At 63.5% G+C, this 20,218-nt stretch carries 21 protein-coding genes; 12 read left to right on the plus strand and 9 right to left on the minus strand.

Annotation, left to right across the window (positions count from 1 at the left end):
• Nucleotides 1-333: an iron-sulfur cluster insertion protein ErpA gene (erpA, locus tag RMO25_RS10825; RefSeq protein ID WP_309662609.1), complete on the minus strand. Its 333-nt coding sequence runs from the start codon at nucleotides 331-333 to the stop codon at nucleotides 1-3.
• Nucleotides 334-370: 37 nt separating this feature from the next.
• Nucleotides 371-1,423 carry a M23 family metallopeptidase gene (locus RMO25_RS10830; protein ID WP_309662610.1) on the minus strand — a complete coding sequence of 351 codons (1,053 nt, stop codon included), beginning with the start codon at nucleotides 1,421-1,423 and terminating at the stop codon, nucleotides 371-373.
• Between the two features lie 370 nt (nucleotides 1,424-1,793).
• Between RMO25_RS10830 and RMO25_RS10835 the strand changes: the two genes are divergently transcribed.
• The 6 genes from RMO25_RS10835 to RMO25_RS10860 all read left to right on the plus strand — a co-directional run bounded on the left by RMO25_RS10835 (nucleotide 1,794) and on the right by RMO25_RS10860 (nucleotide 11,916).
• Entirely contained in the window at nucleotides 1,794-2,927 is a 1,134-nt protein-coding gene (locus RMO25_RS10835; RefSeq protein WP_309662611.1) for a phosphoserine transaminase, read from the plus strand.
• Nucleotides 2,924-4,510 carry a phosphoglycerate dehydrogenase gene (serA, locus tag RMO25_RS10840; RefSeq protein ID WP_309662612.1) on the plus strand — a complete coding sequence of 529 codons (1,587 nt, stop codon included), beginning with the start codon at nucleotides 2,924-2,926 and terminating at the stop codon, nucleotides 4,508-4,510. Before RMO25_RS10835 ends, serA begins: the two co-directional genes overlap by 4 nt.
• Before the next feature lie 131 nt (nucleotides 4,511-4,641).
• On the plus strand, nucleotides 4,642-6,333 hold the full coding sequence (locus tag RMO25_RS10845) for a hypothetical protein (RefSeq protein ID WP_309662613.1): 1,692 nt from the start codon (nucleotides 4,642-4,644) through the stop codon (nucleotides 6,331-6,333).
• A 32-nt stretch (nucleotides 6,334-6,365) separates the two neighbouring features.
• The gene (locus RMO25_RS10850; protein ID WP_309662614.1) at nucleotides 6,366-9,494 is read left to right on the plus strand and encodes a hypothetical protein; all 3,129 of its coding nucleotides are present in this window, start codon (nucleotides 6,366-6,368) and stop codon (nucleotides 9,492-9,494) included.
• Between the two features lie 11 nt (nucleotides 9,495-9,505).
• The gene (locus tag RMO25_RS10855; RefSeq protein WP_309662615.1) at nucleotides 9,506-10,567 is read left to right on the plus strand and encodes a PrsW family glutamic-type intramembrane protease; all 1,062 of its coding nucleotides are present in this window, start codon (nucleotides 9,506-9,508) and stop codon (nucleotides 10,565-10,567) included.
• Nucleotides 10,568-10,626: 59 nt separating this feature from the next.
• Entirely contained in the window at nucleotides 10,627-11,916 is a 1,290-nt protein-coding gene (locus RMO25_RS10860) for an adenylosuccinate synthase (RefSeq protein ID WP_309662616.1), read from the plus strand.
• Here RMO25_RS10860 and RMO25_RS10865 read toward each other — a convergent pair.
• From RMO25_RS10865 to RMO25_RS10880, 4 genes are read right to left on the minus strand one after another with little or no spacing between them, the layout of a single operon-like run.
• On the minus strand, nucleotides 11,913-12,191 hold the full coding sequence (locus RMO25_RS10865) for an acylphosphatase (RefSeq protein WP_309662617.1): 279 nt from the start codon (nucleotides 12,189-12,191) through the stop codon (nucleotides 11,913-11,915). The genes RMO25_RS10860 and RMO25_RS10865 overlap by 4 nt on opposite strands.
• A gap of 1 nt (nucleotide 12,192) precedes the next feature.
• Nucleotides 12,193-12,984 (minus strand): enoyl-ACP reductase FabI, encoded by a 792-nt coding sequence (fabI, locus tag RMO25_RS10870; protein ID WP_309662653.1) that lies wholly within the window; start codon nucleotides 12,982-12,984, stop codon nucleotides 12,193-12,195.
• 20 nt (nucleotides 12,985-13,004) lie between these two features.
• Nucleotides 13,005-14,039 carry a YihY/virulence factor BrkB family protein gene (locus RMO25_RS10875; RefSeq protein ID WP_309662618.1) on the minus strand — a complete coding sequence of 345 codons (1,035 nt, stop codon included), beginning with the start codon at nucleotides 14,037-14,039 and terminating at the stop codon, nucleotides 13,005-13,007.
• A gap of 12 nt (nucleotides 14,040-14,051) precedes the next feature.
• Complete coding sequence (locus tag RMO25_RS10880; protein ID WP_309662619.1) at nucleotides 14,052-15,026, minus strand: DnaJ C-terminal domain-containing protein; 975 nt, start codon at nucleotides 15,024-15,026, stop codon at nucleotides 14,052-14,054.
• 80 nt (nucleotides 15,027-15,106) lie between these two features.
• Between RMO25_RS10880 and pdxH the strand changes: the two genes are divergently transcribed.
• Genes pdxH through RMO25_RS10895 form a run of 3 tightly spaced genes read left to right on the plus strand, consistent with a single transcriptional unit; the run spans nucleotide 15,107 to nucleotide 16,795 of the window.
• Complete coding sequence (pdxH, locus tag RMO25_RS10885) at nucleotides 15,107-15,685, plus strand: pyridoxamine 5'-phosphate oxidase (protein ID WP_309662620.1); 579 nt, start codon at nucleotides 15,107-15,109, stop codon at nucleotides 15,683-15,685.
• Nucleotides 15,682-16,614, plus strand: a complete 933-nt coding sequence (locus RMO25_RS10890; RefSeq protein WP_309662621.1) for a cation diffusion facilitator family transporter — start codon at nucleotides 15,682-15,684, stop codon at nucleotides 16,612-16,614. The genes pdxH and RMO25_RS10890 overlap by 4 nt, the downstream gene beginning before the upstream one ends.
• A 34-nt stretch (nucleotides 16,615-16,648) precedes the next feature.
• Nucleotides 16,649-16,795 (plus strand): hypothetical protein, encoded by a 147-nt coding sequence (locus RMO25_RS10895; RefSeq protein WP_309662622.1) that lies wholly within the window; start codon nucleotides 16,649-16,651, stop codon nucleotides 16,793-16,795.
• Between the two features lie 16 nt (nucleotides 16,796-16,811).
• Here the strand turns inward: RMO25_RS10895 and mnmA are convergent, their stop codons facing one another.
• Nucleotides 16,812-17,918 (minus strand): tRNA 2-thiouridine(34) synthase MnmA, encoded by a 1,107-nt coding sequence (mnmA, locus tag RMO25_RS10900; RefSeq protein ID WP_309662623.1) that lies wholly within the window; start codon nucleotides 17,916-17,918, stop codon nucleotides 16,812-16,814.
• A gap of 126 nt (nucleotides 17,919-18,044) precedes the next feature.
• On the opposite strand from mnmA, the gene RMO25_RS10905 reads away from it, so the two are divergent.
• The 3 genes from RMO25_RS10905 to RMO25_RS10915 all read left to right on the plus strand — a co-directional run bounded on the left by RMO25_RS10905 (nucleotide 18,045) and on the right by RMO25_RS10915 (nucleotide 19,063).
• Nucleotides 18,045-18,308, plus strand: coding sequence for a hypothetical protein (locus RMO25_RS10905; protein ID WP_309662624.1), 264 nt, complete (start codon nucleotides 18,045-18,047; stop codon nucleotides 18,306-18,308).
• A 16-nt stretch (nucleotides 18,309-18,324) separates the two neighbouring features.
• Nucleotides 18,325-18,624, plus strand: a complete 300-nt coding sequence (locus RMO25_RS10910) for a DUF1153 domain-containing protein (RefSeq protein WP_309662625.1) — start codon at nucleotides 18,325-18,327, stop codon at nucleotides 18,622-18,624.
• A 178-nt stretch (nucleotides 18,625-18,802) separates the two neighbouring features.
• Nucleotides 18,803-19,063, plus strand: coding sequence for a GlsB/YeaQ/YmgE family stress response membrane protein (locus tag RMO25_RS10915; protein ID WP_309662626.1), 261 nt, complete (start codon nucleotides 18,803-18,805; stop codon nucleotides 19,061-19,063).
• Nucleotides 19,064-19,126: 63 nt separating this feature from the next.
• Here the strand turns inward: RMO25_RS10915 and RMO25_RS10920 are convergent, their stop codons facing one another.
• Together RMO25_RS10920 and RMO25_RS10925 are read right to left on the minus strand one after the other, a co-directional pair.
• Nucleotides 19,127-19,846 carry an SIMPL domain-containing protein gene (locus RMO25_RS10920; protein ID WP_309662627.1) on the minus strand — a complete coding sequence of 240 codons (720 nt, stop codon included), beginning with the start codon at nucleotides 19,844-19,846 and terminating at the stop codon, nucleotides 19,127-19,129.
• A gap of 85 nt (nucleotides 19,847-19,931) precedes the next feature.
• Nucleotides 19,932-20,195 (minus strand): GlsB/YeaQ/YmgE family stress response membrane protein, encoded by a 264-nt coding sequence (locus tag RMO25_RS10925; protein WP_309662628.1) that lies wholly within the window; start codon nucleotides 20,193-20,195, stop codon nucleotides 19,932-19,934.
• Nucleotides 20,196-20,218: the final 23 nt, after the last annotated feature.

Raw genomic sequence — 20,218 nt, forward strand, 5'->3', positions numbered from 1 at the left:
TCAGACGGAAAAGCTCGAGCCGCAGCCGCAGCCCGAGGCCGCGTTGGGGTTGGTCACCTTGAAGGCCGCGCCGCCAAGGTCTTCGACGTAATCGACGGCTGAGCCGCGCACCAGGTCGAGGCTGATCGGATCGACGACCAGCGTGACACCGCCGGTTTCCGCGATCGTGTCATCGGCTTCCGCCGCGTCGGCGAGCTCGAATTTGTAGGTAAAGCCGGCGCATCCGCCACCGTCGACCGCGAGGCGGAGAATGGCCGGCTTCGACTGGCGCGCAGCGATGGCCGCAACCCGTGTCGCGGCGTTCTGGGTCAGGATGATTTGCGGCTCGTCCATGCGAACGAGATAGGGATGAGGCGCCCTGGCGGCAACCTTAGCGGCGCGCGCCGCCGGTTGGGCCACCCAGCGCGATCTGCTCCATCGGCGCGGCGTTGGCCTTGCGTTGCATTGCGACCAGATAGTCGGTCGCCTTCATAAACGGCACCGGATTGACCGGGCGACCGTCGATCCGCACTTCATAATGAAGGTGGCAGCCGGTCGAACGGCCGGTCGAGCCCATCCGGCCAATTTGCTGACCGCGAGTGATGTGGTCGCCGGGGTTCACGAGAATGGCCGACATGTGGCCGTAGCGCGTGGCGATGCCGCGACCGTGGTCGAGTTCAACCAGATTGCCGTAACCACCCGAATTCCAGCCGGCGCGCATCACCGTGCCATCGGCTGTCGCGTACACCGGAGTCCCCATGGGGCCGGCCAAATCGATGCCAGGATGCATCGCCGCGCCAGCATGAAACGGATCCGAACGAACGCCAAAGCCGCTGGTGAAAGCGGCGGTCTGCACCGGCTTGTCGGACGGAATCGCAATCGCTCCGTCCTGCAGGGTCTCGAGCTTCTTCCAGCTGGAGAATAATTGCTTGAAGGTCGGGTCAGCCCGGCCAACCGCTTCGAACGGGCCACCAACCGCGGCGACGCGCGACGGCGTCAGGCCGAGCTTTTTGAGTTCGGCAGCGGTGGTCTGATAGCGAACGTCGAGCGCCCGGGCGATCAACGCCGCCTGCGCCATTTGCGCGTCCTCGACACGGGCGAGCGGACCAACGCCCGAGGCACGACCACCGGCGGTAGCGGCGGCGATTGCCGCGTCGTCGACATTTTTGCCGGTGATGATCGCTTCGATCAGCGCCTGGCGTTGCTCGATCTTCTGGGCACGAGCTTCGGTCGCGTCGCTCAATGAGAGCGTCTGCGGGCCCGACACGATCATGCGCGCGGCAGCGTAGCCGGACCACGCAACCAACGTCATCATGATGACAAAGAAAAAGGCCTGGACGGGCGCGGACAGGCGGAAACGGCGCAGCTTGGTACCGTCGTGGATGAACAGGTCGCGATCCCGGAAGAAGGAGAGTGCGGGCGTTGCGGCCAGTGTTTGCGCCATCGTGTCTTCGCTCCAAATCCATAGCGAGCGCGCAAAAAACGCGTTCGTAAGTCCACCGATTAGAGGAGCTCCCCAGCCCCACTGCCATCGCACCGATTTGCCCACCCGTGCTGGCGAAGTTGAACCTGGCCCGCCCGGGTTAACGATATCAACCATATGTTCCGCTTGTCGGGATGAACCGTCCGCTCCCTGCGGTGAACCGATGTATTGGCGCCGGAACGAAGTGCAATTGGGCCGCGAATTCGCATCGGCGTCGGGCGGAGCGAATCTTTCACGCTCCTTCGAGCTTGTCATTTGGTGGTTCTGCCGTAGGGCTGTCGGCGGGCCACGCCGTCCCAACGCGGCGCGAGCTCTCTGTGAGGAGAGTGTTTTGATTGATCGTCCTGCCGCGCTTCCGGCGCGTCCTTTCTTTTCTTCGGGTCCCTGCGCCAAGCCGCCCGGCTGGTCGGCGGACCGGCTCGACACGCGCTCGCTCGGCCGATCGCACCGCTCGGCGCTGTGCAAGGCACGGTTGCAAGACGCGATCGACCGCACGCATGCTCTGCTGAAGCTTCCGGCCGACTACCGGCTGGGGATCGTCCCCGCCTCCGATACCGGGGCGATGGAGTTGGCGTTGTGGTCGCTGCTCGGCCCGCGCGCCGTGACCATGCTCAGCTGGGAAAGCTTCGGCGCCGGCTGGGTTACCGACGTCATCAAGCAGCTCAAACTCGACGCCGAAGTGCGGACCGCGGACTATGGCGAGATCGCGGACCTGGCCGGGATCGATCCCGCCAACGACATCGTCTTCACCTGGAACGGCACCACCAGCGGGGTGCGCTTGCCCGACGCCGACTGGATCGCCGCTGACCGCACCGGGCTTGCCATCTGCGACGCAACGTCGGCGGCCTTTGCGCAAGACGTCGACTGGGCGAAGATCGATGTCGGCACCTTCAGTTGGCAAAAAGCACTGGGCGGCGAAGGCGGCCACGGCATGATCGTCCTGTCGCCGAGCGCGGTCGAGCGGCTCGAGAGCCAGGCGGCCCCCCGGCCGCTGCCTAAAATCTTCCGGCTGACCAAAAGCGGCTCACTGATCGACGGTATTTTCAAGGGCGAGACGATCAACACGCCCTCGATGCTGGCGGTCGAAGACTGGCTGTTCGCGCTCGGCTGGGCCGAGCAGACCGGCGGCTTACAAGCGCTAATCGCGCGCGCCGACGCCAACGCCGCGGCGCTCGATCTCTGGGTGCAGCAAGCCGACTGGATCGAGCATCTCGCGCAGGATCCGGCCATCCGATCCAACACCTCGGTATGCCTCCAGTTCGCTGACCGTGCCGACGGGCAAGCGAACGCCGCGCGGCAGAAAGCGATCGTCAAGTTGCTCGAAGCCGAGCAAGCGGCGTTCGACATTGGCGCTTATCGCGACGCGCCGCCGGGCCTCCGCATCTGGTGCGGCGCGACCGTCGACACCACCGACATTGAAGCTTTGGGGCCCTGGCTCGACTGGGCTTGGGAGCAAACACAATGAGCGATCAGGTACGCGTCCTTATCTCCGATCAGATGGACCCCAAGGCCGCGGCAATTTTCCGCGAGCGCGGTATCCACGTCGACGAAATCTCCGGCCAGACGCCCGAGGAACTGGCGGCGATCATCGGCGACTACGACGGTCTTGCCCTGCGTTCCTCCACCAAGGTCACCAAGGCCTTGCTGGGGGGGACGTCACGCCTGAAAGTCGTTGGCCGGGCCGGTATCGGGGTCGACAATGTCGATATTGCCGCCGCCACCGCGCGGGGCGTGGTGGTAATGAACACGCCGTTCGGCAATTCGATTACCACCGCCGAGCACGCCATCGCGCTGATGTTCGCGCTGGCCCGCCAATTGCCCGAGGCCGATGCGTCGACCCAGGCCGGCAAGTGGGAGAAAAACCGTTTCATGGGGGTCGAAGTCACCGGCAAGACGCTGGGTCTGATCGGGGCCGGCAACATCGGCTCGATCGTCGCCGCGCGGGCGCTCGGCCTCAAAATGAAGGTTGCGGCGTTCGACCCGTTCCTCACCCCGGAGCGCGCGGTTGAGCTCGGCATCGAGAAAGTCGAACTCGACGAACTGCTCCGCCGGGCCGATTTTATCACGCTCCACACGCCGCTGACCGATCAAACGCGCGGCATCCTCGGCCGCGAGGCGCTGGCCAAGACCAAAGCAGGCGTGCGCATCATCAATTGTGCTCGTGGCGGACTGATCGATGAAGCGGCGCTTAAGGATGGCCTCGATTCCGGCCATATCGCCGGGGCCGCGCTCGACGTGTTCGAATCCGAGCCGGCCAAGGATTCGCCGTTGTTCGGCACACCGGGATTTATCTCGACGCCGCATCTCGGCGCCTCGACCAGCGAAGCGCAGGTCAATGTCGCGATCCAGATCGCCGAACAAATGAGCGACTATCTACTGCTTGGCGGGATTACCAATGCGGTCAACATGCCGTCCTTGTCGGCCGCGGAAGCACCGCGCCTGAAGCCATATATGGCATTGGCGGAAAAGCTTGGGCGGTTGGTCGGGCAGATCGTCGGCACCGGGGTCCGCTCGATCGACGTGGAGGTTGAGGGCGCCGCCGCCGAATTGAACATTAAGCCGATCACCGGCGCCGTACTGGCCGGGCTGATGGGCACTTATTCGGACACCGTGAACATGGTCAACGCGCCTTTCCTGGCCCGCGAACGTGGATTGGATGTGCGCGAGATCCGCCACGACCGTGAGGGCGATTATCACACCTTGCTCGCGGTCACCGTTGGCACCAGCGAGGGCAAGCGGCGGGTCGCCGGTACATTATTCGGCAACCGTGCGCCGCGGCTGGTCGATATCTTCGGCGTGCCGGTCGAAGCCGAACTCACCGGCCAGATGATCTACATCGTCAACACCGACGAGCCCGGCTTCATCGGCGCCCTGGGCACCGCGCTGGGCGAAGCCAAAGTCAACATCGCCACCTTTAACCTCGGCCGCCGGGAAACCGGTGGCGAAGCGGTCGCTTTGGTCTCGGTCGACGACCCGATCACGCCCGAATTGACCAAAGCATTGTGTCGCTTGCCAGGGGTCCGCGACGTCGTTCCGTTAAGTTTTTAATATCCTCGATTACGCGCCGCCCGGGTCCGTTTTACGCCGGATTTGAGCGAACAAATTCCAATGTTTGATTGACTCCAGTTAACTTCGCGTTCACCATTTCCCATTGGGCTTTTTGCAGGGGGATATGCACCGTGGCCACCAACGTTTCCAACAACAACAAATATATGATCTCCGTTGCAGCGGTCGCGCTGGTTGCGGTTGGTGCTTATGGCTTGGGGCGCGTCTATCCGCCGCTCGGTCCGACATCGGGCACGATCACGCCGGCGAGTCGCTATGTTTCCAGCCAGGTTGGCGAGGGCGACGTAACCCTGGGCGACACCGGGGTTCCTCTGCTGATGCAAACCGACGCCTTCGAGGTCATGACCAAGGACGCCAATTTCCGCGTCCTCGCGCGCGACCCGGGCTTTGCCGCCTTGGCTCAGAACCCGGCGGCGATGGCGGCAATGGCCGCCAATCCGGCGGCTTTCGCCCAACTGGCCAAGAATCCGGCGGCGTTCACCGCGACCCTGCAAGCCGCTTCGGCGGTTTCGGCCGCTTCGCAGGCTAGCGCTTCGCAAGCGGCGGCGCTCGGCGTGATGGCCTTCAACGCCAAGTCGTTCGCTAACCTTGGCCAGAATCCGGCGGCTTTCTCCGCGATGGCGGCCAATCCGGCGGCGTTCGCGGCGCTGTCCAATCATCCGGCGGCGTTCGCGGCGATGGCCGGCAACCCGGCTGCGTTTAGCGCCTACGGGAGCAATCTCGCGGCCTTCAAAGCTGCGGCTCTGAACGGATCGAATGCGGCGATGGCCGGCAATGCCAAAGCGTTTAATGCGCTCGCCAATGATGCCAAAGCGATGGCGGCGCTCAATCTCGCAGCGTTCGCGGCACTGACCCAAAACGCCAAGGCTTTCCAGGCACTCACCGCCAACAGCGCGGCGATGCAAGGCAATGCCAAAGCCATCGCCTCGATGGCGCAGAATCAGGCTGCTTTTGCGTCCCTGGCGAAAAACCCGGCGTCCCTCGCCAGCGCTATAGGCGCGGCGGCGAACCTCAATGCCCAGTTGGGCAGCGCCAAGATGATGAATGCCGCCGCGGTGCAAGCGCTGGCCGTCAACTCCAAAGCCTATGCGAATCTGGCCCAGAACCCTGCGGCGTTCGCAGCGATGGCAGGCAATCCGGTGGCGTTCGCGGCGCTGTCCAGTCATCCCGCGGCGTTCGCGGCAATGGCCGGGAATCCAAGCGCGTTCAGTGCTTATGGAAGCAATCTCGCGGCCTTCAAGGCTGCGGCTCTGAGCGGGTCCAATCCGGCGATGGCGGGCAATGCCAAGGCGTTCAATGCGCTCGCCAATGACGCAAAAGCGATGGCATCGCTCAATTCCGCTGCCTTCGCGTCGCTGTCCCAGAACGCCGCCGCGTTCCAGGCGCTGACGGCCAATAGCGCGGCGATGCAAAGCAACTTCAAGGCGGTTGCGGCGATGGCGCAAAATCAAGCTGCCTTTGCTTCTCTCGCCCAGAATTCCGCTGCCCTGTCGAAAGCGGCCATGGCGGCCCAGTCGTTCAACTCTGCCGCCGCGGCGTCGGCCCTGAGCTCGCAAGGCAAAATGAATGCGCAAATGGCCGCGTCGATGAACGCCAACCCGGCGGCGTTCGCCGCCATGTCCGCCAATCCGGCGGCGTTCGCGGCCTTGGCCCAGAACCCGAGCGCGATGGCGGCCTTCTCCCGCAACTCGGCAGCGTTTGCCAAGCTTGGCCAAAATGCGTCGTTCATGGCGCTAGCGTCCAATCCGTCGTTCGCCGCGGCCATGCGGACCGACGGTTTCGCGAAGGCGATCCAAGCGAACTGACGTGATTGGCCGGCGGGCCGCCTGGGGGGTGCATGACGGCTAAATGGCGGCGGCCAGGTACGGCCGCATCCGGCGTAATGGCCGTGCTGTTGTGGAGCACGGCAACGGCCGCGCTGGCGCAAGAGCAGACCGACCCGCCGCCGCCCCCGCCGGATACGACGACCGTTGTCGAGCCGACCGCCACGCCCGAAACCGCGTCGACCAAGGATGCCCCACAACCCCAGTCGCCCGGTGAGCCCGCGCCGGCACCGGCCGACGAAGGACCCAAGCACGTCCCGCCCGATGCTTCGGGCATCGACCTGACCACGTTGGAGACGAAGAACCTCTCCTTGCTCTATTTCGACCCGGTGCAAACCTATCTGACGCCGTACATCGCCCGCAGTTTTGAAAACGCGCTCGCCTTCCACATGAAGAAGTTCAACTGGACGCCGTGGGAGCGGACCACGCTGCTGCTCAAGGACTTTGGCGACTATGGCAATGCGGGCGCGCGATCGGTGCCGAATAACGCCATTCTGCTCGACGTCGCGCCGCTGTCGGTGTCGATGGAGACGTTCACTCCGGGCGAACGATTCTTCACCATGACCAACCATGAAATTGCCCATGTGGCGACCATGGACGTGTGGAACCGGCACGACGCGGGTTGGCGCAATTTCCTGCAAGGCAAGCCGCCGCCGATCCAGGAGCATCCGGAATCGATCCTGTACAGTTACCTGGCGACACCGCGAACCAATGTGCCGCGCTGGTATTTGGAAGGCAGCGCCGTGTTCTTCGAGACGTGGATGGCGGGCGGCCTGGGGCGCGGCCAGGGCGCCTATGATGATATGGTGTTCCGGGCCAAGGTCCGCGACGGCGACAAATTCTATTCGCCGCTGGGGCTCGAATCCGAAGGCACCGCGATCGACTTCCAGGTCGGGGTCAACGACTATCTCTATGGCACCCGCTTCTTCTCTTTTCTCGCGCTTACTTACGGGCCCGAGCGAACGGTCGACTGGCTGCGGCGCGGCGACGGCAGCGCGGGGTTCTACGCCAGCCAGTTCCGCCGCGTGTTCGGCAAGCCGCTCAATACGGTGTGGAACGATTGGATTGCCTTCGAGAAGGATTTTCAGAAGGCGAACCTCGCCAAGCTGTCGCAATATCCGCTGACCGAAACGGTGCCGCTCAGCCGGCAGGGGCTGGGCTCGATTTCGCGCGGCTACGTCGACAGCAAGACCAACAGTCTGGTCGCCGCCTTTCGCTATCCCGGCACGATCGGCTTCGTCGGCATGCTCGACCTGGCCACCGGCCATCTGCGCAAGCTGCAAGAAATCAAGGGCATGATGCTCTACAAGGTGACCAGTCTCGCCTTCGACGAGAGTTCCCGGACGGTCTATTATACCGAAGATAATTACGCCTTCCGCGACCTCATCGCGGTCAATGTCGATACCGGCAAGAAGCGCATGCTGCTTCGCGACGCACGGATCGGCGACATGGTGGTCAACCCCGCCGACAAGTCGATCTGGGGCATCCGTCACCAGAACGGCTTCGCCACGATCGTTCGCATTCCGCAGCCCTATGCGGGCTTCAACCAGATGCACACGTTCAAATATGGCGAAGTGCCGTTCGACCTCGACATTTCGCCCGACGGCAAGCTCATCTCGGCCTCGTTCGGCGAAATCAACGGCACCCAGTCGATGCGGGTTTGGAACACCGACGCGCTGCAGTCGGGAGCCGGCACAGAGCAGGTCGCGCGGCTCGACCTGCCGCCAGCGACGCCCGAAGGATTCGTCTTCACTCCTGACGGCAAGGCGCTAGTCGGCACCGCTTATTATACCGGCGTGTCAAACGTCTTTCGCTTCGACATTGCGACCCAGAAATATGACGTCGTCAGCAATGCTTCGACCGGCTTCTTCCGGCCGACGCCGCAGGCCGACGGCTCGCTGATCGTCTACGATTATTCCGGGCAAGGGCTGCGGCCGGTGCGCATCCAGCCGAAAGTCCAACAGGATCTGGGCACCGTGGAATTTCTCGGCACGAAGGTCATCGCCGCCCATCCCGAGCTCAAGCAATGGGGGGTTGGCTCACCGGCCAAGATCCCCCTCGACCAATTGATTACCGAGCGCGGCAAATATCGTCCGACGGAGCGGATGAAGCTCGCCGCGGCTTACCCGATGCTGCAAGGTTACCAGAAGCAGCTGTCACCCGGTTATTACATCCACTTCGAAGACCCGCTGGAGTTTCACCAGCTGAGCGCAACGTTGAGCGTGTCGCCGTTCGGCAAGATGCGGACCCGGGACCGGCTCCACGCCGAAATCGACTATAAGACGCTCAACTGGGAGCTTCGGTACCGCCACAACGCCGCCGATTTCTATGACTTGTTGGGACCGGTCGAGCGCAGCCGACGCGGCGACATATTGAGCGCTGCCTACAACAAGACAACGATCTACGATCCGCCGCGCCAGCTCGACTTGTTCGGGTCGGCCACCGCCTATTTTGGGCTCGATCGCCTGCCCGGGGCGCAGAATGTCGCCAGCCCCAAGAACATCTTCTCGCTCGAGGCCGGCGCCCGCTACACCAACACCCGCAAGTCATTGGGCGGCGTCGATCATGAGAAAGGCATCGCCTGGCGAACGATCGCCAACCTCGACGCGGCGCAAGGCGAGCTATTCCCCAAACTCAGCGCCGGCGTCGATTATGGCGTCCCGCTGCCGGTCGCCAACATGTCGGCGTGGATTTACGCCCATGGCGGGCTCGGCTGGGGCGATCGGCTGAACCCGTTGGCGAGTTTCTACTTCGGCTCGTTCCGCAACAACTACGTCGATAACCGCCCCGAGAAACGATATCGCGAAGTCGAGAGCTTCCCCGGGTTTTCGATCGACGAGATCGCCGCGCGCCGTTTCGGCAAGGTGACCGGTGAAATCAACTTGCCCCCGATTCGCTTCGCCGAGATCGGCACCCCGGCATTTTACTTAAGTTATGTCCGGCCGGCGGTGTTCACCGGCGTGCTGGCGACCCAGTCACCGGACGGCCGGTCGCACCGCTACGTCAATTTGGGCGCCCAGCTCGACTTCAACTTCAATGTCGCGCTGCGCTTGCCGATGGTGTTATCGATCGGCGCCGCCGGCGGCTGGGCCGATGGCGACTATCGCAAGACAGAACTGCTCGCTTCCTTAAAAATCATGTAGTCAGGCAAGCGATGGGAACTGCCGACATCATCGACTGGTCAATCGCGCTGGTACCAGTGCTGTTGCTGACCGCCGTGTTCATCTGGCTGGATGTGTTCAAGCTGATGAGCTGGTGGGAAACGCTTGGCCTACTGTTGATGGGCGGTGTTGCCGCCGCCGCCGCTTACCCGCTGAGCGGCGTCTTTCTCGATACCTTGCCGATCGGCTTCAACCTTTACAGCCGCTTCGTCGCGCCGTGGATCGAGGAGGCGCTGAAGGCGATCGTGATCATCAGCCTGTTCCGGTTCAACCGCATCGGCTTCAAGCTTGACGCCGTTATTTCCGGCTTTGCCGTCGGCGCCGGTTTCTCGGTCGTCGAGAACATTCTCTATCTGATGCGCTTTGCCGACCTCCCACCGGCGGTATGGATGGTGCGCGGTTTGGGCACCGCGGTAATGCACGGCACGACGCTGGCGATCATGGCCGCCATCGCCCACGAACTTTCCGAGCGCGAAACGCGCGCCGCCGCCAGCGAATATGACTTCAACCCGTTGTGGTTTGTCCCCGGGCTCCTCGCTGCGATTGCCATCCACACATTATTCAACCAGTTCCCAAACCAACCGATGCTGGCCATGTTGGGCACCGTGATCATCGCGCCGCTGGCGCTGATGGCCATCTTCCGCTTCGGCGCCGGCGAGGCCCAGCAATGGCTGACGGTCGAGCGCGACGCCCACCGCGCCATGCTCGATACGCTAAGCGCGGGGCGGTTTCCCGGCGATCCTGGTGGCCAACGCATTGCCGCCCTCGCCGCCCGCTCCGGTGCCGAAACCGGTGAGCGCATTCGCGAATATTGGGAAGTCCTGACGCGCCTCGTGCTGACCTCGGAAGAGACCTTGCTGCAGCAATCGGCGGATGCCGACCGGGTCGAGGCGGACATCGGCGCCAGCTTCACCCGCCTCGCCCAACTGAAGCGCGACCTTGGCCGCAGCACCTTGACGGCGCTGACCCCGCTACTGCCATTCAGCCGCAACGATTATTGGGAACTGTCGGAATTGCGCGAGCGCCTGAAAGGTACGGCGCTCCCTAAGACCTAGACGCATTGCCGCCCGGCCCGTAGGAGCGCGCGGGGCCGATCAGCACACAGGAAATCAACTTGGGCAACGTTACGGTCATCGGCGCGCAGTGGGGCGATGAAGGCAAGGGCAAAATCGTCGACTGGCTCGCCAGCCGCGCCGATATGGTGGTGCGCTTCCAGGGCGGCCACAATGCCGGCCATACGCTGGTAGTCGGCGACCAGACCTATAAATTGTCCTTGCTCCCGTCGGGCATCGTCCGCGGCACGCCGTCGGTGATTGGCAACGGCGTGGTGCTCGACCCGTGGGCGCTAAAGGCCGAGGTCGAGCGGGTCGCCGGCCAGGGAATATCCATCACGCCCGACGTGCTGATGATCGCCGAGACCTGCCCGCTGATCCTGCCGATCCACCGCGATCTCGACGCACTGCGCGAGGATGCGTCGGGCGCCGGCAAGATCGGCACGACGCGGCGCGGCATCGGTCCGGCCTATGAGGACAAGGTCGGGCGGCGCGCGATCCGGGTGTGCGATCTCGCCCACCTCGACGATCTCGAACCGCAGCTCGATCGGCTGTGCGCTCACCACGACGCGCTGCGGGCGGGTTTCAACGAACCCCCAGTCGACCGTGAGCGACTGCGCCGCGACCTCGCCGCGATCGCCGATTTTGTGCTACCGTTCGCCCGCCCGGTGTGGCGCGACCTCGACGTCGCGCTACGCGGCAACAAGCGCATCCTGTTCGAGGGCGCTCAGGGCGTGCTGCTCGATGTCGACCACGGCACCTATCCATTCGTCACCTCGTCAAACACGGTCGCCGGGACCACTGGCGCGGGTAGCGGCATCGGCCCGTCGGGGGCCGGCTTCGTGCTCGGCATCGCCAAGGCCTATACGACGCGGGTGGGTTCGGGGCCCTTTCCAACCGAACTCGAAGATGAAATCGGACAGCGCTTGGGCGAGCGTGGGCACGAATTTGGCACGGTAACCGGCCGCCGGCGGCGCTGCGGTTGGTTCGACGCGGTGCTGGTGCGACAAGCGGTCGCGGTTTCCGGCATTACCGGCATTGCACTCACCAAACTCGACGTGCTCGACGAGTTCGACAGCGTGCGGATCTGTACCAGCTATCGAATCGACGGCGAGGATTACGACTATCTGCCGCCGCACGCCTTTGACCAGGCGCGGGTCGAACCGGTCTATGAAGAGATTCCGGGCTGGCCCGGATCAACCCGGGGGGCGCGCAGCTGGGCCGACTTGCCGGCGCGGGCGATCGATTATATCCGCCGGATCGAGGAGCTGATCCGCTGTCCGGTGGCCTTGGTTTCGACCAGCCCAGAGCGCGACGACACGATCCTCGTCCGCGACCCGTTCGAGGGCTAGAGCCGGACCGAGAAGCCTTCGACCGCTTCGGGGTCGACGACCTCGATGGTGAAGTCCTCGACATGAGCGCCGGCCGGCCCTTGGCGCATTCGCTCGATCATCTGGGCGACCGCTGCCTCGTCGCCGGCGAGATGGGCTTCAACCGAGCCGTCGCGGGCATTGTGTACCCAGCCGGCGACGCCCAGCGCGCGGGCCTGGTTGACCGTCCACTGGCGAAGAAAAACCCCCTGCACGCGCCCGTACAAACGGACCTTGCGACCAACCGGGTCGGCCACGCTAGACCGTGGCGATGTCGGGGGCGTCCTCGGCCTTCATACCCACGACATTATAGCCGGCATCAACATGATGGATTTCGCCAGTGACGCCGCTGGCGAGGTCGGACAGCAGATAGAGCGCGGCGCCGCCGACATCTTCGATCGTAACGTTGCGGCGCAGTGGCGAATTATATTCGTTCCACTTCATGATGTAGCGGAAGTCGCCAATGCCGCTGGCCGCCAGCGTCTTGATTGGGCCGGCCGAAATGGCATTGACCCGGATGCCTTCGGGTCCGAGGTCCATGGCGAGATATTTGACACTGGTTTCGAGCGCCGCCTTGGCCACCCCCATGACATTGTAATGCGGAATGACTTTTTCGGCGCCGTAATAAGTCAGCGTCAGCATCGAACCGCCTCTGTCCATCATCGCCCGCGCCCGCTGGGCGACCGCGACGAAGCTGTAAACCGAGATGTTCATGGTCAGCAGGAAATTGTCGAGGGTCGTATCGACGAACTTGCCGCGCAGCTCATTCTTGTCCGAAAAGCCGATCGCGTGGACCAGGAAATCGAGCTTGTCCCATTTCTTGCGCAGGCCGGCGAACGCCTTGTCGAGGGCGCCGTTGCTGCTGACGTCGCAATCGATGAGGAGGTCGGACCCGAGCTGCTCGGCCAGCGGGCGGACTCGCTTCTCCAGCGAATCGCCTTGGTAGGAGAAGGCCAGCTCAGCGCCCTGTTCGCCCAAGGCTTTGGCAATGCCCCAGGCCAGCGATCGATCATTCGCCAGGCCCATGATCAGCCCGCGCTTGCCCTGCATCAGTCCGCCCGCAGCCTTGGTCAAAACTGTGGCTCCCCTGTTACCAGTTCCGGAACCACATCCTCGCCGGGCTGCGGTTCTTCGACTTTGAGCTCGTCCTTGAACGGCCCGCTGTAGATTTCACCCTTTAGCGCCGTCGCGCCGCTTTCCGCTAGGGCAGCGTTCAATTCCGCCCCGGTGACGACGCCCAATCCAATGACGAAGAAGAACAATAAGGTAATCATCACGCCGGCAAGGCTGCCATAGGTCAAGCTGTAGCCGCCGATCAGGCCGATCGCCTGGGGCAGCAGCCAGACCGTCACCAGCCACCAGGTGGTGATCAGCAAGGCGCCGGGCCATTTTCTGCACCCCTGCTTGCGGTAGCGGGCGGGCGTCAACGCGAAAAACAGAACGTAGAAGGTGAAGAACATCATCGCCGCCGGCACCGCCTGGAAGGTGCCAAGCGTACTGCCGACTTCGGCGGAAATCGGCAGCAATTGTTCGATCGCGCGCTGCAGCGAGCTCAGCATCACGGTGAACGCGAAGGCAAACATCAGGATCACCACCGAAGCGAAGATGATGGCAATCGACGCCAGGCGATATTCCCAGAACGGCGCGCAGAATTTGACGCCATAAGCGCGGCGCAAGATGTCGCGGATGGTCTCGATGAAGCTCGCCGCGGTCCACAGGCCAACCAGCGCGCCGAACCATAGCAAGGGCCCGGTGCGCGCGGTCAACACTTCCTGGACCGGGCCGCGCAAAGTCCCGGCCACACCCGGCGGCAGCTTGGCAAGGAACGTTGCCACGGTCAGCGCGCCATCCTCCGTGCGGCCGAGGAGATGCGCCATGGCCGCGGCGAGGATGAAGAATGGGAACATCGCCAGCAGTGCGAGATAGGCGAGATTGCCGGCGTGAATGAAGCCGTCGTTATAGACCCCAATGAGGACGCGTTTGAGCACTTCCAGCGCGTGGGCGCGGGGCTTGAGCTTGACGACGACGTCATGGCCGAACGCCGCTTCCATACTGGCCAGCCGCTTGCGCCGGGCTTCCGGTGATTGGGGGGAGATGTCCTTCATGGTTCGGTCTGGTTAAACCCCCAGCGCCGCGCGCGGGTTGCGGTCGTCGGTCCAGCCCTTGGCAAATTCCTCGAGCTCGGCGTTGGCCGGCGGCAGATCGACATCGACCGTAACCAGCTGATCACCGCGCTTGCCATTCTTGTCGGTGAACCCTCGCCCCTTCAAACGCAGGACCCGGCCCGACGTCGTGCCTTTGGCGATGGTCAGCATCACCGGCCCTTCCGGCGTCGGCACCTTCACTTTGGCACCGAGCACTGCTTCGTTGAGCGTCACTGGCAAGGTCAGGCGGATCTGGTGGCCGTCGCGGGAGAAAAAGGAATGTGGCGCGATCGATATGGTGACGATCGCATCGCCATGGCCGGCCGGGCCAGCCTCGCCTTTGCCAGTCAGCCGGATGCGCGTGCCATCTTCGAGCCCCTTGGGCAGCTGGAGGTCGATAGACTTGCCGTCGGCCAGCGTGATCCGTTGCGGCGCGAGGATCGCGGCGTCGATAAACGGAACCTTTAATCGATAGGCGACGTCAGCGCCCTTTTGCGGCGCGCGGCCGCGCTGGCGAAATCCGCCGGGGCCGCCTGGCCGCCGTCCCCGAGCCGAATTGGCGGCGCCGAACAGGCCTTCGAACAGGTCGCTCAGATCGGCCGTTTCGCCCGACGCGAAGCCACCCGGGAAACCTTCGAACCCGCCGCCCGGATTGCCTTGCCCCGGGCGCGGGCCGGCGCCGCCGCCGGTCGAATAGCCGCCGAAGCCAGCCCCGAACGGCATCTTGGGATTGCCGTCCTCGTCGATCTCGCCGCGGTCATAGCGCGCACGCTTGTCCTTGTCGGACAGTAAATCGTAGGCGGAAGTCACCTGGGAAAAGCGCTCGGCCGCCTTGGGATTGTCCTTGTTGCGGTCGGGGTGGAGCTGCTTGGCGAGGCTGCGGTAGGCCTTTTTGACCTCCTCCTCGCTCGCGCCGCGCTTGATCCCGAGCCGTTGGTAAAGGTCCATGGCTTCCCCATGCCGTATCGAATGCGATGTTTCCAGATGGGTTGCGGCGCGGCTTGGTCCAAGCCTAAGCGGACCTGATAATGACTAGCGACCCCCTGGCCCTGTTCGAAGAGTGGTTCGCGCAAGCGCAAGCCAGCGAACCCAACGATCCCGAAGCGATGGCGCTGGCGACCGCCGACGTGGCCGGCAATCCGTCGGTACGAATGGTGCTGCTGAAGGGCCACGGCCCTGACGGTTTCGTATTCTACACCAACGCCGGCAGCCGTAAGGGCCACGAACTCGCCGCCAATCCCAATGTCGCCTTGCTGTTCCACTGGAAGGCGCTGCGCCGCCAGGTCCGGATCGAAGGCTTGGCAGAGCCTGTGCTCGGCGCCGAGGCCGATGCCTATTTTGCAACCCGCTCTCGGGATTCGCAGATCGGTGCCTGGGCGTCGGACCAATCGCAGTTGCTCGATCATCGTGAGACCCTGGAAGCCCGTTTTGCTGAGCTAGCCAAGCGGTTCGAAGGTCAGCCAGTGCCGCGTCCACCACATTGGAAGGGCCGCCGGGTGGTCCCGTCACATATGGAGTTCTGGAGCGACGGCGCCCACCGGCTCCACGAACGGCGGCTATTCGTGCGGACTGAAGACGGCTGGGCCGAAGGGTTGTTGTACCCGTGACCCGGGCGTTGGATGCCCTGCGGGGCAAGCTGTCGACGCGCGCGGCGCTGGCCAGCGTGGCGCTCGCGCTGACTCTGCTGATCGCCAAGAGTTGGGCAGCGTGGGCAACCGACTCGACGGCAATGCTCGGCAGCCTCGCCGACACGGCGCTCGACCTTGTGGCGAGCCTCGCCACGCTGGCAGGAGTGCGGATCGCCGCCCAGCCGGCCGATCACGACCATCGCTTCGGCCACGGCAAGGCCGAAGCTTTGGTCGCGCTTGGCCAGGTGGTGCTGATCGCCGTTTCCGCGATCGGCATCGCCTGGCGCGCGATCGACCGGCTGATCCATGGCGGCACAACGGCGGAGATGGGGATCGGCATCGGCGTTTCCTTGTTTGCAATCGCCGCGACATTCGCGCTGCTCGCTTTTCAAAAGCGGGTGATCGCCAGCACCGGATCGATCGCGATCCGGACCGACAACGTCCATTACAAGTCCGACCTGATGCTCAATTCGGCGGTGATCGCGGCGCTGCTGCTCGACCAGTGGCTGGGCATAAGCGGCGCCGACGCGGCGTTCGGCATCGCTATCGCGCTGTGGCTGTTGTTTGGCGCCTGGCGCGCGTCGGGCGAAGCGGTCAACCAGCTGATGGACCGCGAATGGCCCGAACAGGAGCGCGCGACGTTCCTCGCCGCCGCGGCCGAATATCCCGAGCTTGCCGGCCTGCATGATCTGCGCACACGAACCAGTGGCACGCATCATTTCGCCCAGTTCCACGTCTGGGTGCCAGCCGACTGGACGGTGCGCGAAGCCCATGATTGCATGGACAATATCGAAGAGCAGCTTCAGCAGCGCTTTCCGGGGACCGAGATCCTCATCCACCTCGACCCCGAAGGCCACACCGACCGCGAAACCATGCTGTCATCGGATTTGACTGAGAGTTCAGGGTGACAAGTGCAATCGATGGGGGGGTTGGAATAAGCCGATGGATATCGTCTCTTTGCTTGGGCTGGAATGGCTCTACGACAAGGTTGAGGGCCGCTTCGGCCAAGTGGCGGCCTGGCTCGTCACCATCGTCTTAACGGTCGCGGTTCTGGGTGCGATCGTCGCAGTGCTGATGGCTGTTCTTTAGCGACCATGCCCTAAGATTAAGCGGCCACCTTCGCGTCCGCGGCCTCCGTTTCGGCGATCCAGCCGCCGCCGAGCAAGCGCGAGCCATCATAGCAAACCGCGGCCTGGCCGGGCGCGACGCCATATTCGGGACGATCGAGGCAGACTCGATCGCCGTCGATCTCGGCGCGGACCGGCGGCGCCAGCGAGCGCACCTTGACGCTGACCGAACGCTGCTCCTCGCCGATCCAGTTCCAATCCTCGACGCGCATGGCTTCAACCGCAAGCGCGTGGCGCGGACCAACGATGAGCCGCCGGGTGTCGGGCTCGATCCGCACGACATAGAGCGGCTCGGACTGGCCGCCGACATCGACGCCGCGCCGCTGGCCAACGGTGAAGTGGACGACGCCGCGGTGCTGCCCCAGGACTCGCCCCTCAAGGTCGACGATGTCGCCGGGCGCCGCGGTTTCGGGGCGAAGCTTTTTCACCAGGCTGGCATAGTCGCCGTCGGGGACGAAACAGATGTCCTGGCTGTCGGGCTTGGCCGCGACGGACAGCCCGGCTTCTTCCGCCAACCGGCGAACCTCGCTTTTGGCCAAACCGCCGAGCGGGAAACGCAGGAAGTCGAGCTGCTCGCGCGTCGTGCCGTAGAGAAAATAGCTCTGGTCGCGGTGCGGATCGGCACCTTTGTGGAGTTCGGCCTGTCCATTGCGGACCAGCCTTCGCACATAATGGCCAGTGGCTAAGCAATCGGCGTCAAGCTCACGCGCGAAGGCGATCAGGTCGGTGAACTTCACGCCCTGGTTGCACAGGCTGCACGGCACTGGCGTCCGCCCGAGCGCATATTCATTGGCGAAGAGGTCGATGACGCCGGTCCTGAAACGGCTGGCATAGTCGAGCACATAATGGGCAAAGCCGAGCCGGTCGGCGACCGTCCTGGCATCGTAGATATCCTGACCCGCGCAGCATGATCCCGATCGCTTGGCCGCTTCACCATGATCGTAAAGCTGGAGCGTCACGCCAATCACTTCCGCCCCGCTTTGTGCCGCGAGTGCAGCGACAACCGAGCTGTCGACGCCGCCCGACATGGCGACGACAATTCGCGCATCCGCCGCTGGGCGTCCAAGATCGAAGCTGATCGGCATGGCGGCTCTTTACCCGAAGTTCACCCATCATCGCTAGACGGGAAGACGGTTGGCGACGTTCGCGCCGGGGAGAGGCTTCAATTGTCACGTTTCGAAGGCGATATTTCAGCGGCCGGCGCTGCTTCGTTGAGCACTGCCGAACTGTTGAACCTGCTTAGCGCCAGCGCGGGCCTGACCAGCCGCGAGCGCCAGGCAGCGATCGCCTGCTACCTCTCGGCCAGCGAAGGCTGGGATGAGGCCCAGAAAACCCTGCGCGGCGCGTTCGCCAGCGACGCCACCGAAGGCGCCGAAGTGGCAGACGTTAAGCCAAATAAGCGCGCCGTTAACCAGCACAATTCAGAATATCTTCAATGGCCGGCGCTTAAGCCTGCTGCCAGCGACAATGATTAAGCAGGTTTGATCACAGATGCTTGAGAACCAGAAGTTTCGGCCAGCCCAGGTCATCGGCCCACTCGGTGAGCCGCTGACGCTAGACAGTTTGCCGCCGCCCATGACGACCCGTTGGGTCGTGCGCCGTAAGGCCGAAGTCGTGGCCGCGGTTTCCGGCGGGCTGCTGACGGTCGATGAGGCCTGCGAGCGCTATACACTGAGCCTTGAGGAATTCACCGGCTGGCAGCGCGCGGTTGATCGCAGCGGCATGCCCGGCCTGCGCGTCACCCGGATCAAGCATTATCGCGACGTTTACGAGCGCCAGCAGCGCTACTGAAGAATTCTCAGTTACGGATATCAATCGAACGAGAGTTTTCCACTGTTTTTGGCCGTCCCATTTAACCATACCCTAGACACAGCCCTCGGATTCCGGAACAAGACTCGTGCATCACGCGTCTTGATGCCGGAAGGCTGCCGCGTAGCGATTGGCGGTCACGAAACAGGAGGGATTGCTCATGGGTTTCATCATTTGGCTGATCGTTGGTGGTGTCGTCGGCTGGCTCGCCAGTCTGGTTATGCGAACTGACGGCCAACAAGGCATCATCTTGAACATCGTTGTCGGCATCGTCGGCGCGGTTATTGCCGGTCTCATTCTTGGCGGTGGCAACATCAACAATTCGGACCCGCTCGATCTCACCAACATGCTTTATTCTCTGCTCGGTGCGATCATTCTTCTGGCAGTGGTCAACCTGGTTCGCCGGGGTTCCGTCCGCTAAGTCGCGACTGAATCGACCATATCGAAGGCCGCGCGGTATCCGCCGCGTGGCCTTTTTCTTTGTTTATTGCAGCTCGAACGTCATCGCCAGCGTCACTTGGAGCTGCTGCTCACCCGGATCAATCTTGGTCGATGCATCCGCCGACTGCGCGCGCATTTCCATCGCCCTAGGTGGCGGAGCGGAATAGCCGCCACTTTCGCTGACCGAGAGCAAGCGGACGACCCGCATGCCCAATGCGCGCGCATATAATTCGGCGCGGGCGCGGCCGGCCGTCGCCGCCTTGGCCCGCGCTTCGTCGAGCGCCGCCTCGGGATGATCGATGCTCAGATTGGGACCGTTGATCTGGTTGGCGCCCTCACTGACTAGCGCATCGAGGATTTGACCGCTGTTGCGGATGTCGCGGAAACGGATGTTGACCTGGTTCGACGCGGTGTAACCGGTGAGCTTGGGCGGCAAGTTGTTCTCGTAACGATATTCCGGGTTGAGACTGATGGTCGACGTCTGAATATCTCGATCCGCAATACCCGCACTCTTCAGCGCCGCACGAACGCGCTCCATGCGACTGGCATTTTGTTGAATGGCGGCGCTTGCGGTTACCGAGCGGGTCACGACTCCGGCCGAAATGGTCGCCAAGTCGGGCACGCGCGTGACCTCGCCGGTCGCGGTTATATCTAGCTTGGTGCCGGAAATCGGCTGCGCGAAAGTTGCCGTCACTTGCGCGGAGCCGGAGGCGGGAATGGCCAAGGCGCCCAGCGCCAAAGCCAATAGGAATCGCTGTTTCATCGAATCAATCCTCTAGTTCAACTTGCCGGCGGACCTTGACGAGGTGCCATGGCTGTTCCCTGAACGGTAGTGAAACGACTTTGCGCTAGCGGCGACGAGTGACGATCAGGCGGTAAATCAACAGGATAATGAAGGCGCCAACGACTGCCGCGACGAAGCCGGCGCCGTCGCCTGGCTTGTACCAGCCGATCGCGCGACCGAGGAAGCCGGCAACAAGCGCGCCGGCAATGCCGAGCAGGATTGTGACAATGCAGCCACCCGGATCGCGCCCTGGCATCAGCAGTTTGGCGACACCGCCGGCCAGAAGGCCGATGACAATCCAGCCGATAATCCCGTAATTCTCCATCATCGTGCTTTCCCTTTCGTGGCGAC

The sequence above is a fragment of the Sphingomonas sp. genome (genome assembly GCF_031361285.1).
Taxonomy (GTDB): Bacteria; Pseudomonadota; Alphaproteobacteria; order Sphingomonadales; family Sphingomonadaceae; genus Sphingomicrobium.

What these genes read in the sequence shown, in the direction of transcription:
- erpA (WP_309662609.1), bottom strand. Translation starts at nt 333, where the DNA reads ATGGACGAGCCGCAAATCATCCTGACCCAGAACGCCGCGACACGGGTT.
- RMO25_RS10830 (WP_309662610.1), bottom strand. Translation starts at nt 1,423, where the DNA reads ATGGCGCAAACACTGGCCGCAACGCCCGCACTCTCCTTCTTCCGGGAT.
- serA (WP_309662612.1), top strand. Translation starts at nt 2,924, where the DNA reads ATGAGCGATCAGGTACGCGTCCTTATCTCCGATCAGATGGACCCCAAG.
- RMO25_RS10850 (WP_309662614.1), top strand. Translation starts at nt 6,366, where the DNA reads ATGACGGCTAAATGGCGGCGGCCAGGTACGGCCGCATCCGGCGTAATG.
- RMO25_RS10855 (WP_309662615.1), top strand. Translation starts at nt 9,506, where the DNA reads ATGGGAACTGCCGACATCATCGACTGGTCAATCGCGCTGGTACCAGTG.
- fabI (WP_309662653.1), bottom strand. Translation starts at nt 12,984, where the DNA reads ATGCAGGGCAAGCGCGGGCTGATCATGGGCCTGGCGAATGATCGATCG.
- RMO25_RS10875 (WP_309662618.1), bottom strand. Translation starts at nt 14,039, where the DNA reads ATGAAGGACATCTCCCCCCAATCACCGGAAGCCCGGCGCAAGCGGCTG.
- RMO25_RS10880 (WP_309662619.1), bottom strand. Translation starts at nt 15,026, where the DNA reads ATGGACCTTTACCAACGGCTCGGGATCAAGCGCGGCGCGAGCGAGGAG.
- pdxH (WP_309662620.1), top strand. Translation starts at nt 15,107, where the DNA reads ATGACTAGCGACCCCCTGGCCCTGTTCGAAGAGTGGTTCGCGCAAGCG.
- RMO25_RS10895 (WP_309662622.1), top strand. Translation starts at nt 16,649, where the DNA reads ATGGATATCGTCTCTTTGCTTGGGCTGGAATGGCTCTACGACAAGGTT.
- mnmA (WP_309662623.1), bottom strand. Translation starts at nt 17,918, where the DNA reads ATGCCGATCAGCTTCGATCTTGGACGCCCAGCGGCGGATGCGCGAATT.
- RMO25_RS10910 (WP_309662625.1), top strand. Translation starts at nt 18,325, where the DNA reads ATGCTTGAGAACCAGAAGTTTCGGCCAGCCCAGGTCATCGGCCCACTC.
- RMO25_RS10915 (WP_309662626.1), top strand. Translation starts at nt 18,803, where the DNA reads ATGGGTTTCATCATTTGGCTGATCGTTGGTGGTGTCGTCGGCTGGCTC.
- RMO25_RS10920 (WP_309662627.1), bottom strand. Translation starts at nt 19,846, where the DNA reads ATGAAACAGCGATTCCTATTGGCTTTGGCGCTGGGCGCCTTGGCCATT.
- RMO25_RS10925 (WP_309662628.1), bottom strand. Translation starts at nt 20,195, where the DNA reads ATGATGGAGAATTACGGGATTATCGGCTGGATTGTCATCGGCCTTCTG.